Below are 16,304 nucleotides of genomic sequence, written 5' to 3' on the forward strand. Positions count from 1 at the left end.
GCATAAAGGAAATGGGTTGGGTGGGGTGTGAGCGAGTTTGACGCCATATTCGTCGGGGCAGGCCACAACAGTTTGGCATGCGCCGCGCATCTGGCGCTCAAAGGTTGGAATACCGGGATTTTTGAGCGCAGCGTAACTATCGGCGGCGCCGTCCAGAGCCGCGAATTCACGCTTCCCGGCTTTCGGCACGATTTCGGCGCGATGAATCTGAGCCTGTTCGCCGGCTCGGCCTTTCACAAGAAATATGCAAATGAATTGAAAAGCCATGGGCTGGAGTTTGCGCCGGTCGCCGATTGCTTTGCCAGCGCCTTTCCCGACGGACGGTGGTTCGGCGTCAGCAACGATCTGGAAAAGACCGCGTCGCGCATGGCAACTTTTTCCGCAACCGACGCCGCCACTTGGCGCCGGCTGGTCGGCGCCTTCCCGGTGGAAGCCGAGCATCTGTTTCGGCTGCTGGGCTCACAAATGAGCGGGCGGGCGCTGGCCGGCACCGCATGGAACCTGTGGCGCAAGAAAGGCCTTGCCGGCGCGCTCGACACCGGCCGGCTGTTGCTCTCATCACCACGCTCGTGGCTCGAGGAGAATTTCGAGTCGCCGCATGTCAGGGCGACGCTCGCCACCTGGGGCATGCATCTCGACTTCGCCCCTGACATCGCCGGCGGCGCGGTGTTCCCCTATCTGGAATCGATGGCCAACCAGTGCTTCGGCATGGTGCTCGGCAAGGGCGGCGCCGACACCATCATCCGCGCGCTGACCGGCATGGTCACCGTTGCCGGCGGCCAGATTAGCACCGCTGCTGAGGTGGCCGAGATCACGGTGTCCGGCGGCCGAGCGACAGGCGTGCGGCTTGCTTCCGGCGAGACCCATACTGCCACCAAGGCGGTGATCGCCAGCGTTGCACCCAGGGCGCTAACCGGAAAGCTTTTGCCTGATGGTTCCGGCGACGCCGGCTTCGACACCGCCATGAAAAAATTCCGACATGCGCCGGGCACGATGATGATCCATCTGGCGCTTGACGATCTGCCGGACTGGCGCGCCGGCGCCGAGCTTCGGCAATTCGCCTACGTCCATCTTTCGCCGTCGCTCGACGCCATGTCGCGGACCTATCAGCAGGCAATATCCGGCATGCTGCCGGATGAGCCAGTCCTTGTCGTCGGCCAACCGACTGCGGTCGATGCATCGCGGGCGCCGGAAGGCAAGCACGTTCTGTGGGTGCAGGTGCGGATGCTGCCCGCCGAAATCCTTAGCGATGCGGCCGGCAAGATCGCGCCGGATCATTGGGACAAGGTCAAGGAGGGTTACGCCGAGCGCGTTCTCGACATCATCGAGACCTATGCGCCCAACCTTCGCCGGAAGATCCTTGGCCGCGCCGTGTTCTCGCCCCTCGACCTCGAACGCGAGAACCCCAACCTCGTCGGCGGCGACCAGATTTGCGGCAGCCATCATCTGGCGCAGAATTTCCTGTTTCGTCCGGCGCGCGGCTTTGCCGGCTGGAATACGCCGGTCATGAATTTGCATCTCACCGGTGCTGCAACATGGCCGGGCGCCGGCACAGGTGCGGCCTCGGGCTATATGCTCGCCCAACAGCTTGGCGGGAGGTAGAATTCAAAACACTTGCGGGTGAAGGAGAGGCAATGCGCGGTTGCCCCAAGGAGCCTGAACCCACTGCATGATAACGACGCGCATAGAAAACCAACAGGGGAACGACCATGACAATCAACAGACGAGAATTGCTCGGGTATGGCGCAGCAGCACTTGGCGCCACCGTCATCGGCCTGCCGCAAATAGCCAAGGCAGCCGGCGAACTGACCATCGCCTACAACGTCAACCTGCCGTCCTGGGACCCGACAACCGGGCCTTCGGCGGTCAACCCGACGATCCAGGGCCTCTACCAGTCGGTGTTCGATCAGTTCATCCCGCAGAAGCCGGACCTTTCCTTTGCGCCGGGCCTGCTCACCGAATGGGGCTGGAACGACGACCGCAGCAAGATCATGATGACGGTGCGCGAGGGCGTCACCTGGCATGACGGCTCGCCGTTCACCGCCGAGGACGTGGTGTGGTCGCTGCAGCGGGCGGGCGACGAAAAGACCGGGAATCCGATCCAGTTCGTCTGGAAGAACGTCAACAACTTCAAGATCGCCGGCAACAAGATCACTGGCGATGTCGTGCAGTTCGACCCGGTGTATTTTAAGTGGATGTCGTTCCTGACCGGCTACATCATGCCGAAGGCCTACTACGAGAAGGTCGGCGCCGAAGGCTTCGAGAAAGCCCCGATCGGCACCGGCCCTTACATGGTCGACAAGTTCGAGCGCAACGCCTTCCTGCGGCTCAACGCCAACCCGAACTATTGGGGCGGCAAGCCGGCTTTCGAGAATGTGACGATCAAGTTCGTCACCGACGCGGCGAGCCGCGTTGCCGAAATCGAGTCCGGTTCCTCGCAGGTGACGCTCGAAATTCCTTATGAGGAATATGACCGCCTGATCGCCAAGGACGGGCTTGCCGGCTCGTGCAAGAATGTTTCCGACATCGGCATGATCTTCTTCAACGACATCGATGTGATGCTAGACAAGAACGTCCGCCAGGCCGCGGTGATGGCGGTCGACAAGAAGCTGCTCGTCGATCGGCTGCTGCGCGGCTACGGCCAGCCGATCGATACGCTGGAGACGCCGGAATACGAGGCCTATGACGGGTCGATCAAGGTCGAGCACAATCCGGAAAGAGCTAGGGAATTGCTGGCCGCGTCGGGCTACTCGCCGGAGAAGCCGGTCAAGTTCATGATCCAGACGACCAAGGGCTTCAAGCCCAAGGATTACGAGATGATCCAGGCGATCGTCGGCATGTGGCGCAAGGTCGGCATCGAGGCGTCGATCGAGGTCTACGAGATCGCCAAGCACTACGAGCTGCGCGCCGCCGACAAGCTGGCCCCGGCCGCCTTCTACAATTGGGGCAACGCCATCGGCGATCCGACCACCTCGACCGGCTTTGCCACCTATGGCCCGAGCCCGCATTCGGTGTGGGACAGCCAGGATCTGATCGACATGATCAACCCGCTATGGGGCGAGAAGGACGAGACCAAGCGCATCGCCGGCTGGAAGGCTGTCGACAAATACATCGCCGAACAGGCCTATGTGCTGCCGCTGATCCAGTATGCGCAGCCGATCGTGCACGCCAAGGGCGTCAATGTCGTGCAGCATGTTTCCGGCGCGCTGTTGCCGGCTCTGATGACCCCGGCCTGACATCGGCTAGAGATCGCCGCGCGCCGTCCGCAATGACGGCGCGCATTTTCCGCCAGGCATACGGGCGACCATGCTGCTGCAAAGATTCCTGTTCCGTCTTTTGACGATGGCGATCACGCTGCTCGGCGTCGCCGTCGTGGTCTTTGTCGTCATTCGCGTCGCGCCCGGCGATCCGATCGCGATGATGCTGCCTCCCGGTGCAACCGATGCCGACATCGCCCGGTTGCGTGCGCTGTACGGGCTTGACAAGACCATCGTCGAACAGTTCTTCATCTGGCTGTCCGGCGTCGTCAGGGGCGATTTCGGCACCTCTATCTCGCTGCGGCAAGACGTATTGGGGCTGGTCTTCAACCGGCTGCCGGCGACGCTGGAACTCGCCATCGTCGCGTTGCTGATGGCGCTGGCGATCGGCGGCACGACGGCGATCCTTGGCGCGCGCGAACGCGGCACGGCAGTCGAAGCCGGTATCGACATCGCCAGCGGTGCAGCGCTTTCCATTCCCGACTTTTTGTGGGGGCTGGTTCTGATCCTTTTGTTCGGCGTGCTGGTGCCGGTGTTCGACATTTCCGGTAGGGTGTCGCCACAGCTCGACCTGCCCTTCGTCACCCAGTTCTACCTGTTCGAGAGCATGGTGCGGCTGCGCTTCGACCTGACCAAGGACCTGCTCGGGCACCTGCTGATGCCGGCCGTGGCACTGGCGCTGCCGCTCGCCGCGATCATTTCGCAGCTCCTGAAGCAGTCGCTGAAGGAAGTGCTCGACTTCGATTATGTCGTGCTGGCGCGGGTGAAGGGCTTTTCGGAAACGCAGGTCATTTTGCGCGAGGCGCTGAAGAACGCCGCGCTGCCGACGCTCACCCTGGTCGGCGTGCAGTTCACCTTCCTGATCGGCGGCACGGTCATCGTCGAACGGCTGTTTTCCTATGAAGGCCTCGGCAACATGGCGATCGACGCCGTCATCAACCGCGACCTGCCGCTGATCCAGGGCATCGTGCTGGTCTTCGCGCTGCTGTTCGTGCTGATCAACCTCACCGTCGACATGATGTATGCGCTGCTCAATCCGAGGCTGCGGCATGGATGAGGGCCGCATTTCAAGACATGGCTCGGGCGCAAGGCTGTGGCTGGCCGGCGGCTGGCTGCTGCTGGCTTTGCTTGCCGCGATCTTCGCGCCGCTGATCGCACCGCAGGACCCGCTGGCGCAAGATCTGATGTTCGAACGCCTGCCGCCCTTTTGGATGAGCGGCGCGGAGCCCGGCTTCTGGCTCGGCACCGACAGCCTCGGCCGCGATCTCCTGTCACGGCTGATCTTCGGCGCCCGCATCGCCTTCATCGTCGCCTTCGCGGCGGCCTTGGCCGCCTGCCTGGTCGGCTCGACGCTCGGGCTGATCGCAGGTTATTTCGGCGGCTGGGCCGATCGCATCGTCTCGCGCATCGTCGACGTCTGGATGGCGTTTCCGCCGGTGCTGTTCGCCATCCTGCTGGTTGCCGTGCTCGGCACCGGTCTGAGCTCGGTCATTATCGCCATCGCGGTCATCGACTGGACGCGCTTCTGCCGGGTGATCCGTGCCGAGACCATGGGCCAGGCGCGCATGGACTATGTTGAGAACGCCCGCATCGCCGGCTACGGCCGCATCGGCATCATGCTGCGCGAAGTGCTGCCCAACGTGGTGCCATCGATCGTCGCGCTGCTGTCGCTCGAAATGGGCATCGCGGTGATCGTCGAGGCGATCCTGTCCTTCGTCAACCTGTCGATCTCGACCGACGATCCGACCTGGGGCGGCATCATCGCCGAGGGCCGCCTGTCGATCCATCAGGCGTGGTGGGTGCTGGTGTTCCCGCTGGTCACCCTGATCCTGACCGTGCTGTCGTTCAGCCAGTTCGGCGAGGGTCTCAAGGCGCGTTTCGATCCGGTGCTGCGATGAACGCAGCCGCTTGCCTCGATATCACCAACCTCAGCGCCGTGCTGCCGAATGGCGCGCGCGTGCTGCGGTCGGTGTCGCTCTCCGTTCAACCGGGCGAAGTCCGCGCGCTGGTCGGCGAGAGCGGCGCCGGCAAGACGATGATCGGCAAGGCGGTACTCGGCGTGCTGCCGCCCAGCGTGCGCGTCGTCGAAGGCGATATGCTGCTCGAAGGCGAGGACCTCGGCCGGCTGCAGCCGAACGCGAGGCGCACGCTGATCGGAGCGCGCACCGCACTGATCCCTCAAGACCCGTTGACCGCGCTCAATCCGTCGCGCCGCATCGGTCCGCAGATGACGGACCGGCTGGTGCGCATCCTCGGATGGAGTAGGCCGCGAGCCGATCAACGCATCCGCGAATTGCTCGACGAGGTGCAGATCCGCGACCCGGACCGCGTCCTCAAATGCTATCCGCACGAGCTTTCCGGCGGCATGCGCCAGCGCGTGCTGATCGCCGCAGCATTCGCCGCCGAGCCCCGGCTGATCGTCGCCGACGAGCCGACCACGGCGCTAGACGTAACCGTGCAGAAGCAGATTTTGCGGCTGATCGCGCAATTGCAGCGCGAGCACGGCACGGCGATCCTGTTCGTCACCCATGATCTCGGCGTCGTCGCCAAGATCAGCCAGAAAGTGTCAGTGCTCTATGCCGGCAAAGTGGTGGAGGAGGCCGAGACGGCAGCATTGTTCGCGGCTCCGCAGCACCCCTACACACGAGCGCTAATGGCGGCGACACCGCGCTACACCGATCCGTTCGCCTCGCTGAAACCGGTGGACGAGGCGGTATTGGCCAGACTGGCTTCGGAGATCGCCGCTGCCGACCAGGCCTGGAGACGGCCACATGGCTGAGCCGCTGTTTTCCGTGCGCGGGCTGAAGGTCGCGTTGCCCGATATGACGCGCAAACCACTGATCGGCTGGGCGCCGATGGTGCAGATCCTGAAAGGGCTGGACTTCGACCTGCCCAGGGGAGCGGTGACCGGCATCGTCGGCGAATCCGGATCGGGCAAATCGACGCTCGGCCGCGCTTTGGTGCGCCTCTTGGAGCCGAGCGCCGGCAACATCATTTTCGACGGCCGCGATATCACGCATCTGCCGGAGGCGGAGCTCAGGCCGCTGCGCCGCAACCTGCAGATGATCTTCCAGGATCCGATGTCGTCGCTCAATCCGCGCCGCACCATCTTCAGCATCATCGCCGCCCCACTCAGGCAAAACGGGTTTGGCGACAATCTGAAGGGGCGTGTCGCGGAGGCGCTGCAGCGCGTCGGCCTGCCGCAAAGTTTCGCCAGCCGCTACCGTCACCAACTGTCGGGCGGCCAGCGCCAGCGGGTCGGCATTGCCCGCGCTTTGGCGCTGTCGCCGAAATTCGTGCTGGCCGACGAGATCGTCTCCGGCCTCGACGTCTCGACGCAGGCGCAAATCCTGACGCTGCTGGAAAATCTGGCCGCCGAAATGGGCCTGACAGTCGCCTTCATCAGCCACGACCTGTCAGTCATCCGGCGGCTTTGCCGGCAAGTGATCGTCATGCGCGAAGGCGTGATCGTCGAGGCAAGCGCGACGGACGCTTTGTTCGAGAAGCCACAGCAGGCCTACACGCGCGATCTTCTCGCAGCCATCCCGCTGCCCGAGATCGATGACGGCTGGCTGCTGCCCGCGGCGAAGGCGCCGGCATGACATCGGTCGCAACGATCATTCACAGCACATCTCATTCGCACGCCGAAAAGCGGGCCTCGGGCGTGCGCCCGGCAAGTCACCCATGTCCCGCGAGAGGATGACTGAGATGAAGAATGCACTCCTAACTGCAACGCTTGCGGCCGCCGTCCTGGGCACTATCGGTGGAACCATCAGCACAGCCTCAGCCGATTCCATTCCTGGCATGCTCGGACACGATCACACCGGGGTTACGGTGCCCGACATGAAGCAGGCCGTCGACTTCTTCACCGAGATTGTCGGCTGCAAGAAAGCAATGTCCTTCGGCCCGTTCGCCGACGACAAGGGCACGTTCATGCAGGATCTTCTGGGCGTCGACCCCAAGGCGGTGATCGAGGAGATCACCCTGGTCCGTTGCGGCCACGGTTCGAATATCGAGCTGTTCAAATACACAGCGCCGGACCAGAGAGACCTGCAGGCCCGCAACAGCGACATTGGCGGCTTCCACATCGCCTTCTATGTCGACGATATCGCTGCCGCGAAAGCCTATCTCGATGAGAAGGGCGTCAAGACGCGTATGGGGCCGCTGCCGGTTACCGAAGGCCCGGCGGCTGGACAGAGCATCCTCTATTTCCAGGCGCCCTGGGGCCTGCAGCTGGAAGCGATCAGCTATCCCAACGGCATGGCCTATGAAAAGGACGCAGAGACGGTGCTGTGGAGCCCGAAGACCCCGGAAAAATGATCCGGCAAGCGCGTGCTTGCGGGTCTGACCGCAGGCACGCCATAGGCATCTGAGACGAATGCTTCAATTATGAAACTTCAAGGTTGAAATAATTTCCCTCAGGCGCGATACTGGGCGAAAGCGAAGAGGAGATCGCACGAATGAAGGTTGCGGTTCTCGGCGGCGGACCAGCCGGCCTCTACTTTGCCATTTCGATGAAGCTCAGGGACGCCGCACACGAGGTGACGGTGTTCGAGCGCAACCGCGCCGACGACACATTCGGCTGGGGTGTCGTGCTGTCGGCCGAAACGCTCGACAATCTGACCAGGAACGATCCGGTCAGTGCCGTCTGGATCAGGAAGCATTTCGCCTATTGGGACGACATCGCCGTTATCCATGACGGCGTGCGGACGGTCTCGACCGGCCACGGCTTCTGCGGCATCGGCCGCAAGCGCCTGCTCACCCTGCTGCAGCGGCGGGCGCGCGAGCTCGGCGTCAAGCTGGTCTTCGAGACCGATATCGCCGACCCCAAGCCCTATATGGAGACGCACGATCTGGTGGTCGCCGCCGACGGTCTGAATTCGAAGGCACGGAGCGCCTTCGTCGACGTGTTCAAGCCCGATATCGACACCCGCAAATGCAAGTTCGTCTGGCTCGGCACGCAACAGAAGTTCGACGATGCCTTCACCTTCATCTTCGAGAAGACGGAGCATGGCTGGGTGTGGGCGCATGCCTACCAGTTCGACAAAGACACCGCGACCTTCATCGTCGAATGCAGCGAGCAGACCTGGGGGCGCTTCGGCTTCGGCGCGATGTCGCAGCAGGAATCGATCGCCGTCTGCGAACGGATCTTCGCCAGGCATCTCGGCGGCCACGCGCTCATGACCAATGCCAATCACATCAGAGGTTCGGCCTGGATCAATTTTCCACGCGTGCTGTGCGAGCGCTGGTCCTACAGGAATCTGGCGCTGATGGGCGACGCGGCGGCATCAGCGCATTTCTCGATCGGCTCCGGCACCAAGCTGGCGCTGGAAAGTGCGGTGGCGCTGGCCGACTATGTCGAGGCCGAGCCCGACCTCGAGGCCGCATTCCGCAAATATGAAGACGCCCGCCGCACCGAAGTGCTGAAGCTGCAGTCGGCGGCGCGCAACTCGCTCGAATGGTTCGAGGAGGTCGAACGCTATCTCGGCCTCGACCCGGTGCAGTTCAACTATTCGCTTTTGACGCGCTCGCAGCGCATAAGCCACGAGAATTTGCGGCTGCGCGACGCCGAATGGCTGGCCGGCGCCGAAGAGTGGTTTCAGCGTCAGGCGGGCGCCGGCGGCAATAGCCTGCGACGGGCGCCGATGTTCGCGCCTTTCCGGCTGCGTGACATGGCACTGCAGAACCGCATCGTCGTCTCGCCGATGGCGCAGTACAAGGCCGTCGACGGCTGCCCGACCGACTGGCACTTCGCCCACTATGCCGAACGCGCCAAAGGCGGCGCCGGCCTCGTCTATATCGAGATGACCTGCGTCAGCCCGGAAGGTCGCATTACACCAGGTTGTACCGGTTTTTACGCGCCCGAACATGAGGTCGCCTGGAAGCGGCTTGTTGATTTCGTCCATACCGAGACCGAGGCAAAAATCTGCGCGCAGATCGGCCATTCGGGCGCCAAGGGCTCGACCCGGCTCGGCTGGCAGGGAACCGACGTGCCGCTGACATCAGGCAACTGGCCCGTGATGGCGGCGTCGGCGGTGGCATGGTCGCCTGAGAATCAGCTGCCGAAGGCGATGGACCGCGCCGACATGGAAATGGTGCGCGACCAGTTCGTCGCTTCGGCCGAGATGGCGGCGCGCTGCGGCTTCGACATGCTGGAGATCCACGCCGCGCACGGCTATCTCCTGTCCTCCTTCATCACGCCGCTGACCAACCAGCGGACGGATGCCTATGGCGGCTCGCTCGAAAACCGCATGCGTTATCCCTTGGAAGTCTTCCATGCCGTGCGCGTCGCCTGGCCGGCGGAAAAGCCTGTTTCAATGCGCATCTCGGCCAATGACTGGGTCGGCATTGAAGGCGTGACGCCAGCCGATGCGGTCGAAATCGCGCGGCTGCTGCATGAGGCCGGCGTCGACATCTGCGACGTGTCGGCCGGCCAGACCTCGGCCGAGGCAAGGCCGGTGTATGGCCGCATGTTCCAGACGCCGTTTTCCGACCGCATCCGCAATGAGGTCGGCATGGCGACCATGGCGGTCGGCAACATCTACGAACCGGACCATGTCAATTCGATCCTGATGGCCGGCCGCGCCGATCTCGTCGCGATGGCAAGGCCGCATCTCGCCGATCCCTACTGGACGCTGCATGCGGCCGTCACGCTCGGCGACCGCGGCGTCAAATGGCCGGATCCCTATCTGCCTGGCCGCGACCAGATCTATCGACTGGCCGAGCGCGACGCGGCAATGGGGCTGAAAGTATGAGCGCCGTCGCAAAGATAGGGGGACGGCATGCGCTGGTCACCGGCGGCGGCTCCGGCGTTGGTCGGACCATCGCGCTGGCGCTCGCCGACGCCGGCATCGATGTCACCATCTGCGGCCGGCGCGAAGCAGCGCTTGCCGAGGTCGCCAGGGAAAACGACCGCATTTTCGGCATCGCTGCCGACGTCACCGATGAGGCGGCAATGACGTCTCTCTACAGCCAGGCGGAGGCGGCGCGCGGGCCGATCGATATCGTCGTCGCCAATGCCGGCATGTCCGGCAGCGCGCCAGCACAGCGGACCTCGCTCGCGGACTGGCAGCGGACGCACGACGTCAACCTGACCGGCGCATTCCTGACGGTGAAGCCGGCGCTGGCCGGCATGGTCGCACGGAAGACAGGCAGGATCATCTTCGTTGCATCGACGGCCGGGCTAAAGGGCTATCCTTATGTCGCCGCTTACGTTGCCGCCAAGCATGGCGTCGTCGGCCTAATGCGAGCGCTGGCGGTCGAGACGGCCAAATCCGGGGTGACGGTCAACGCCGTCTGCCCGGGCTTCGTCGAAACCGAGATGCTGGAAGGCGCCATCCAGCGTATCGTCGAAAAGACCGGTCGCACGGTTGAAGAAGCAAGGACGAGCCTTGTCTCGACCAACCCGCAAGGCCGCTTCATCCAGCCCGAAGAGATTGCAGCCGCGGTGCTGTGGCTGTGCGGCGATGCGGCCCAATCGATCACCGGACAGACGATTTCGATCTCGGGAGGCGAGACATGGTAGCCGGTCCCCTGCCCGCGCCGTCCGGACCCGGCAAGGATCGGCTGCGGCTGTGGGTAAGGCTGCTGCGCGCCTCGCGCAGCATCGAGGCCGAGCTGCGCGAGCGCCTGCGGCAGGAATTCAACACGACGCTGCCGCGCTTCGACGTGATGGCGGCACTCTACCGCGCGCCGGAAGGCATGTTGATGAGCGACCTGTCGCGCTTCCTGCTGGTGTCCAACGGCAATGTGACCGGGATCGTCGACCGGCTGGTTTCGGAAGGGCTGGTAACCCGCGCCCGGCGCAATGGCGACCGCCGCACCTCGATGGTGCGATTGACGGAGGAAGGTTCGATGGCTTTCGCTTTGATCGCCGCCGCGCATGAAAGCTGGATCGGCGAGCTGCTGGGCAATGTAAGCGAGGACGAGGCGCGCCGGCTGACCGGCATGCTGGATTCCTTCCGCAGCAATTGGGAGGGACGGGAATGACAAAAATGGCCGGCCGCAAGCCGAAGCATTTCCTCTGGCAGGTCGAAGGCAAGATCGCAAATATCCGGCTCGACCGGCCGGAGCGCAAGAACCCGCTGACCTTCGAAAGCTATGCCGAGCTGCGCGATACTTTTCGCGACCTCGTCTACGCCGAGGATGTCGATGCGGTGGTGTTCCTGCCTAATGGCGGCAATTTCTGCTCCGGCGGCGATGTTCACGACATCATAGGCCCGCTGGTGAAGATGGACATGAAGGAGTTGCTCGGCTTCACCCGAATGACCGGCGATTTCGTCAAGGCGATGCTGAACTGCGGCAAGCCGATCATTGCGGCGGTCGACGGCGTGGCGGTGGGCGCCGGCGCCATCATCGCCATGGCGTCCGACATCCGCATCGCGACCCCTGAGGCCAAGACCGCGTTCCTGTTCACGCGTGTCGGTCTTGCCGGCTGCGACATGGGCGCCTGTGCGATCCTGCCGCGCATTATTGGGCAGGGCCGCGCCGCCGAGCTGCTCTACACCGGCCGGACGATGAGTGCCGAGGAAGGCGAGCGCTGGGGTTTCTACAACCGGCTGGTCGATGCGGCGGCACTTGAGGCCGACGCACTCGACCTGGCCGCGCGCATCGTTTCCGGCCCGACCTTCGCCCACGGCATCACCAAGACGCAGCTGAACCAGGAATGGTCGATGGGTCTCGAGCAGGCGATCGAGGCGGAAGCGCAGGCGCAGGCGATCTGCATGCAGACCGGCGATTTCAGGCGGGCGTATGAGGCTTTTGTGGCCAAGGAAAAACCGGTGTTCGAGGGTAATTGAGGATGTTTTCTTCAATCAGAATGGACACGTTGGCGGGACAGCGCCCCCCTCTGGCCTGCCGGAATGTCCGGCAGGACAGAGGAGGGCGCCGTAGAGTCCCGAAGCATAGCGGAGGCAGAAGTGCCTGACCGGTCCTTCCTCAACTGGCCGTTCTTCGAGGACCGCCATCGCGAGCTTGCCGAGCGGCTGGACGCCTGGTGCGGAAGAAACCTGCCGGTCGCGCATGACGATGTCGATGCCGCCTGCCGCGAGCTGGTGGCGAAGCTCGGCCAAGACGGCTGGTTGAAACCGACGGCGCTCGACATCGCAGACCCCGGGCCGCTTGACGTGCGCACGCTGTGCATTACGCGCGAGACGCTGGCCCGGCATGACGGACTGGCCGACTTCTCCTTCGCGATGCAAGGGCTCGGCACCGGGGCGCTCAGCCTGTTCGGAACGCCCGACCAGCAGCGCTGGCTGGCGAAGACACGCGCCGGCGAAGCGATTTCCGCATTCGCGCTGTCGGAGCCACGCTCCGGATCGGACGTCGCCAATATAGAGATGACGGCCGCGCGCGACGGCGAGGACTATGTTCTGTCAGGCGAAAAGACCTGGATTTCCAATGGCGGCATTGCCGATCTCTACGTCGTTTTCGCCCGCACTGGCGAGGCGCCCGGCGCCAAGGGGCTTTCCGCCTTCATCGTGCCTGCAGACACCGAGGGCCTCACTATCGCCGAGCGGCTGGAGGTGATCGCGCCGCATCCGCTTGCACGCCTGTTCTTCGACAATGTCCGCGTTCCGGCCTCGGCATTGATCGGCGAGCCAGGCGACGGTTTCCGTCTCGCCATGTCGGTGCTCGACGTGTTCCGCTCGACGGTCGGCGCGGCGGCACTCGGCTTTGCCCGGCGCGCCCTGGACGAAAGCATCACAAGAGTGGCCGAGCGCAAACTGTTCGGCGCTACGATGGCCGAGCTGCAAATGGTGCAGGGCCACATCGCCGACATGGCGCTTGATGTCGATGCCGCCGCCCTGCTGGTCTACCGCGCCGCCTGGACAAAGGACATGGGCGCCGCCCGTGTCACCCGCGAGGCGGCGATGGCCAAGCTGTTCGCCACCGACAGAGCGCAAGAGGTGATCGACAAGGCCGTGCAGCTGCATGGCGGCGACGGCGTCCGCAAGGGCCACATCATCGAGAGCCTCTATCGCGAGATCCGTGCGCTGCGCATCTATGAGGGCGCGTCCGACGTGCAGAAGGTGGTCATCGCCAGGCAAGTGATGGGAGCGGCCTGAGACCGAGCTTGCGACAGAAAATTGCTGGTTTCGAATTTTGAACACTGCGACCGGATTTGAGTATCAGGAGGCTTGACATGCACACCATCCTGCAACCGGAAGGCTGGGCGAAACCAATCGGTTACGCCAATGGCGTCGCCGCGCGGGGGCAGCTGATCTTCATCGGCGGGCAGGTCGGCTGGACCGGGCAAGGCCAATTCGAAACCGATGATTTTGTCGGCCAGGTGCGGCAGACGCTTAACAATATCGTCGCGGTGCTCGCCGAGGCCGGCGCCAAGCCTGAGCATATCACCTCGATGACCTGGTACTTTACCGACAAGGCCGAGTATCTGGCCAACCTCAAGGGGATCGGCGAGGCCTATCGCGAGGTCATCGGACGACATTTCCCGGCCATGGCCGCCATGCAGGTGATGGCGCTGGTCGAAGATCGCGCCAAGGTGGAGATCCAGGCGACAGCGGTGATCCCGGAGTAATGATAGCCCTCTTGAGGTAAGCAATTGTCGAAGTAGGCGCCGCCCCTCACCTGCCTGCCGGCATCCTCTCCCCGTAAACGGGGCGAGGGACGCTTTCACCAACGATTTCGCCAATCACCAGCGCTGCAGAATCAAGTGCCGAGGTTCCGGCCGTCTTCTTTCTCCCCGTTCACGGGGAGAAATGCCCGGCAGGGCAATGAGGGGCAGCACCAACATTCGGAACTTCGATCAGGCGTCATTGCCTCTGCCTTGACGGCCGAGTGACTTGGCTCCCCGCATATTTTGTGATCAGATGATCACGTTCCTGCTTCGGCTGGGCGACCACAGCGTGCCGCTTGCACATAGCTTCTGTCGAAACCCAAGGAAACCAAAATCGTGGCTCTGGGATTTGAACCTGTATCGGGACGTGTGACCGTCCAGGATGGCGTCTACCAGCAGCTTCGGCATGCCTTGATGGTCGGCAGCTTCGATCCGGCACAGGTGCTGACAATTGCCTCGCTGGCCGAAGCCTTTGGCACCTCGAACATGCCGGTGCGCGAGGCCTTGCGGCGGCTCGCCGCCGAGAATGCGCTGGAGATATCGCAGAACGGCTCGGCCTGCGTACCGGTCGTGACCCGCGCGCGGCTCGACGATCTCTGCCGGGCGCGCGTCGCCGTCGAAGGGCTGGCGGCCGAGCTCGGCGCGCCGCGCCTGACCACTTCCGACATAGCCACATTGCAGCAGATCACTGCCGACCAGCAGGCGATCGGGCGCAACGGCAGCATTTACGAGCTGATCGCCAAGAACCAGCAGTTTCACTTCACCATCTACCGCGCCTCCGGCTCCGATGTGCTGTTTCAGTTGATCGAGACACTGTGGCTGCGCTTCGGCCCCTATATGCGGCTGTTGTCCAACCATGTCGCGCCTTTGATGCGCGCCGGCACGATGGAGCCGTCCGGGCGGCACACTGCGATCATCGCAGCACTGAAGGATCGCGACTTTCCTCGTGCCCGCGAAGAGGTGGTTGCCGACATCAGGTCGACGCAGGAGACGCTGCGCGCGATCTGCCCCGACGTGCCGGAACCCAGGCTGGTCGAGTTCGCTGGATTCGGCAAGGCCTCCTGAAGCTCCGCTGCGGGTTGAACGCAAGATCGATGCCGGAAAGAGCCGACCCGCGACCGCTCGTGGCCGGAAAAAATCGTCCGATTTTCGCTATTGATTGCATTTCTTCGCGGCCAGCGATTGAACCAGATTTCGTTCTGTGATCACATGATCACAAGGGAGCAAAAGCGTAGTGTCTGGTTATTTTCTCTACCACTCGATCGGAACGTTTCCCGGCAAAGCGGAGCGCATGGCTGCTGCCCTGTCGGAATTCTCGGGCGTCTGGTCGGCAGAAGACGACGGCCAGTGGCCGGCGGCCCTTGCCGCGCGGCAGCGCTTCGTCGATGCCTGGGGTCGGCTGATCGAAGCCCCGCAAGGTACCCTGACCACCGCCGAGAACGTCACGTCAGCCCTATACAGCCTGATCGGCGCCCTGCCGTCAGAGCGTCTGGTGGGAAAGCGCCTGCTGGTCGCGGCCGACTGTTTTCCGAGCCTGCACTTCCTGCTTACCGGACTTGCCGACCGCTTCAACTTCGTGCTCGACACCGTGCCGCTGCGGCCGGGCGAGAGCTGGGTGCGCGACGAGGATTTCATCGCCCGCTGGCAGGACGATGTCGGTCTGGCCTTGCTGACCTTCGTCACCTCGACGGCCTCGCACCGCTGCGACGTGGCGCGGCTCGCCGAGCATGGCCGGGAGATGGGCAGCATCGTCGGTGTCGACATCACCCAAGGGGTCGGCGTGACGCCCTTCTCGATTGCGAAGACGCCAGTCGATTTCGTCGTCTCGACCTCATTGAAATGGCTGTGCGGCACTTCCGGCGCGGGCATCCTGCAAGTGGCGCCCGATCTTTTGGCAACATGCCGGCCTGAGCTCCGCGGCTGGTTCAGCCAGCCGAACCCGTTCTCCTGGGATCTCGACAGTTTTTCCTATGCCAGCGATGCGCGCCGTTTCGACCATGGCACGCCGGCCATCCTGGCCAGTGTTGCATCGCTGCCCGGCCTCGAATGGGTCGCCGAGACAGGCATCGACGCTATCCGCGCACAGAACGGCAACATGACCGAGCGCATCATAGGTTACGCGCTGGACAATGGCTGGGCGGTCCGCTCGCCGCTCGATCCAGACCAGCGCGGCGGCAGCGTCATGCTGGCCTTGCCGCAAGGCGTCGACCCGGTGAAAACGGTGTCGACGCTGCGCCGCGAGCGACTTTACTGCGACGCGCGCGGCGCGACGCTCAGGCTGTCGCCCGGTATGGTCACCACGGACGACGCGGTGGACGCACTGCTGCAGCGTCTGCAGCAGTTGATCGGCTCGCGGCAACGCCGCGCATCCTGACTTCAGGCGCCGCCTCGCCTGCAGTGCCCGGAAATACGGCGCTGAAAGCGGCGGAAGTGAAAAGCGCCACAGGGAGTGGCCGAACCAGAGGGAA

The 16,304-nt window shown here is 63.7% G+C and carries 15 protein-coding genes; all 15 read left to right on the forward strand.

What is annotated here, in order from left to right; all coding sequences use genetic code 11:
- Window positions 1-27: 27 nt before the first annotated feature.
- The 15 genes from EOA78_RS13325 (at window position 28) to EOA78_RS13400 (ending at window position 16,210) form a co-directional block, all read left to right on the forward strand.
- Window positions 28-1,602, forward strand: a complete 1,575-nt coding sequence (locus tag EOA78_RS13325; RefSeq protein WP_127315528.1) for an NAD(P)/FAD-dependent oxidoreductase — start codon at window positions 28-30, stop codon at window positions 1,600-1,602.
- 107 nt (window positions 1,603-1,709) lie between these two features.
- Window positions 1,710-3,236 carry an ABC transporter substrate-binding protein gene (locus tag EOA78_RS13330; protein ID WP_127315529.1) on the forward strand — a complete coding sequence of 509 codons (1,527 nt, stop codon included), beginning with the start codon at window positions 1,710-1,712 and terminating at the stop codon, window positions 3,234-3,236.
- Between the two features lie 70 nt (window positions 3,237-3,306).
- Window positions 3,307-4,314: an ABC transporter permease gene (locus EOA78_RS13335; RefSeq protein WP_127315530.1), complete on the forward strand. Its 1,008-nt coding sequence runs from the start codon at window positions 3,307-3,309 to the stop codon at window positions 4,312-4,314.
- Window positions 4,307-5,155: an ABC transporter permease gene (locus EOA78_RS13340; RefSeq protein WP_127315531.1), complete on the forward strand. Its 849-nt coding sequence runs from the start codon at window positions 4,307-4,309 to the stop codon at window positions 5,153-5,155. The genes EOA78_RS13335 and EOA78_RS13340 overlap by 8 nt, the downstream gene beginning before the upstream one ends.
- Window positions 5,152-6,036, forward strand: coding sequence for an ABC transporter ATP-binding protein (locus tag EOA78_RS13345; RefSeq protein WP_127315532.1), 885 nt, complete (start codon window positions 5,152-5,154; stop codon window positions 6,034-6,036). The genes EOA78_RS13340 and EOA78_RS13345 overlap by 4 nt, the downstream gene beginning before the upstream one ends.
- Window positions 6,029-6,859 (forward strand): ATP-binding cassette domain-containing protein, encoded by an 831-nt coding sequence (locus tag EOA78_RS13350; protein ID WP_127315533.1) that lies wholly within the window; start codon window positions 6,029-6,031, stop codon window positions 6,857-6,859. Before EOA78_RS13345 ends, EOA78_RS13350 begins: the two co-directional genes overlap by 8 nt.
- Window positions 6,860-6,965: 106 nt before the next feature.
- Window positions 6,966-7,577 carry a VOC family protein gene (locus EOA78_RS13355; RefSeq protein WP_127315534.1) on the forward strand — a complete coding sequence of 204 codons (612 nt, stop codon included), beginning with the start codon at window positions 6,966-6,968 and terminating at the stop codon, window positions 7,575-7,577.
- A gap of 140 nt (window positions 7,578-7,717) precedes the next feature.
- Window positions 7,718-10,012, forward strand: coding sequence for a bifunctional salicylyl-CoA 5-hydroxylase/oxidoreductase (locus tag EOA78_RS13360; RefSeq protein WP_127315535.1), 2,295 nt, complete (start codon window positions 7,718-7,720; stop codon window positions 10,010-10,012).
- Window positions 10,009-10,782: an SDR family NAD(P)-dependent oxidoreductase gene (locus tag EOA78_RS13365; protein ID WP_127315536.1), complete on the forward strand. Its 774-nt coding sequence runs from the start codon at window positions 10,009-10,011 to the stop codon at window positions 10,780-10,782. Before EOA78_RS13360 ends, EOA78_RS13365 begins: the two co-directional genes overlap by 4 nt.
- Window positions 10,776-11,246: a MarR family transcriptional regulator gene (locus tag EOA78_RS13370; RefSeq protein ID WP_127315537.1), complete on the forward strand. Its 471-nt coding sequence runs from the start codon at window positions 10,776-10,778 to the stop codon at window positions 11,244-11,246. Before EOA78_RS13365 ends, EOA78_RS13370 begins: the two co-directional genes overlap by 7 nt.
- Window positions 11,243-12,055, forward strand: a complete 813-nt coding sequence (locus EOA78_RS13375; protein ID WP_127315538.1) for an enoyl-CoA hydratase family protein — start codon at window positions 11,243-11,245, stop codon at window positions 12,053-12,055. The genes EOA78_RS13370 and EOA78_RS13375 overlap by 4 nt, the downstream gene beginning before the upstream one ends.
- A 120-nt stretch (window positions 12,056-12,175) precedes the next feature.
- On the forward strand, window positions 12,176-13,324 hold the full coding sequence (locus tag EOA78_RS13380) for an acyl-CoA dehydrogenase family protein (protein ID WP_127315539.1): 1,149 nt from the start codon (window positions 12,176-12,178) through the stop codon (window positions 13,322-13,324).
- Between the two features lie 77 nt (window positions 13,325-13,401).
- A complete protein-coding gene (locus tag EOA78_RS13385) occupies window positions 13,402-13,797 on the forward strand; it encodes a RidA family protein (RefSeq protein ID WP_127315540.1) in 396 nt (131 codons plus the stop codon).
- A 375-nt stretch (window positions 13,798-14,172) separates the two neighbouring features.
- Window positions 14,173-14,901 (forward strand): GntR family transcriptional regulator, encoded by a 729-nt coding sequence (locus EOA78_RS13395; RefSeq protein ID WP_127315541.1) that lies wholly within the window; start codon window positions 14,173-14,175, stop codon window positions 14,899-14,901.
- Window positions 14,902-15,070: 169 nt separating this feature from the next.
- Window positions 15,071-16,210, forward strand: coding sequence for an aminotransferase class V-fold PLP-dependent enzyme (locus EOA78_RS13400; protein ID WP_127315542.1), 1,140 nt, complete (start codon window positions 15,071-15,073; stop codon window positions 16,208-16,210).
- Window positions 16,211-16,304 lie beyond the last annotated feature (94 nt).

This window comes from Mesorhizobium sp. M5C.F.Cr.IN.023.01.1.1, assembly GCF_003997585.1.
GTDB classification, from domain to species: domain Bacteria; phylum Pseudomonadota; class Alphaproteobacteria; order Rhizobiales; family Rhizobiaceae; genus Mesorhizobium; species Mesorhizobium wenxiniae.

Coding starts and splice junctions, on each gene's coding strand:
- EOA78_RS13330 (WP_127315529.1), top strand. CDS start 1,710: ATGACAATCAACAGACGAGAATTGCTCGGGTATGGCGCAGCAGCACTT.
- EOA78_RS13335 (WP_127315530.1), top strand. CDS start 3,307: ATGCTGCTGCAAAGATTCCTGTTCCGTCTTTTGACGATGGCGATCACG.
- EOA78_RS13340 (WP_127315531.1), top strand. CDS start 4,307: ATGGATGAGGGCCGCATTTCAAGACATGGCTCGGGCGCAAGGCTGTGG.
- EOA78_RS13345 (WP_127315532.1), top strand. CDS start 5,152: ATGAACGCAGCCGCTTGCCTCGATATCACCAACCTCAGCGCCGTGCTG.
- EOA78_RS13350 (WP_127315533.1), top strand. CDS start 6,029: ATGGCTGAGCCGCTGTTTTCCGTGCGCGGGCTGAAGGTCGCGTTGCCC.
- EOA78_RS13355 (WP_127315534.1), top strand. CDS start 6,966: ATGAAGAATGCACTCCTAACTGCAACGCTTGCGGCCGCCGTCCTGGGC.
- EOA78_RS13360 (WP_127315535.1), top strand. CDS start 7,718: ATGAAGGTTGCGGTTCTCGGCGGCGGACCAGCCGGCCTCTACTTTGCC.
- EOA78_RS13365 (WP_127315536.1), top strand. CDS start 10,009: ATGAGCGCCGTCGCAAAGATAGGGGGACGGCATGCGCTGGTCACCGGC.
- EOA78_RS13370 (WP_127315537.1), top strand. CDS start 10,776: ATGGTAGCCGGTCCCCTGCCCGCGCCGTCCGGACCCGGCAAGGATCGG.
- EOA78_RS13375 (WP_127315538.1), top strand. CDS start 11,243: ATGACAAAAATGGCCGGCCGCAAGCCGAAGCATTTCCTCTGGCAGGTC.
- EOA78_RS13385 (WP_127315540.1), top strand. CDS start 13,402: ATGCACACCATCCTGCAACCGGAAGGCTGGGCGAAACCAATCGGTTAC.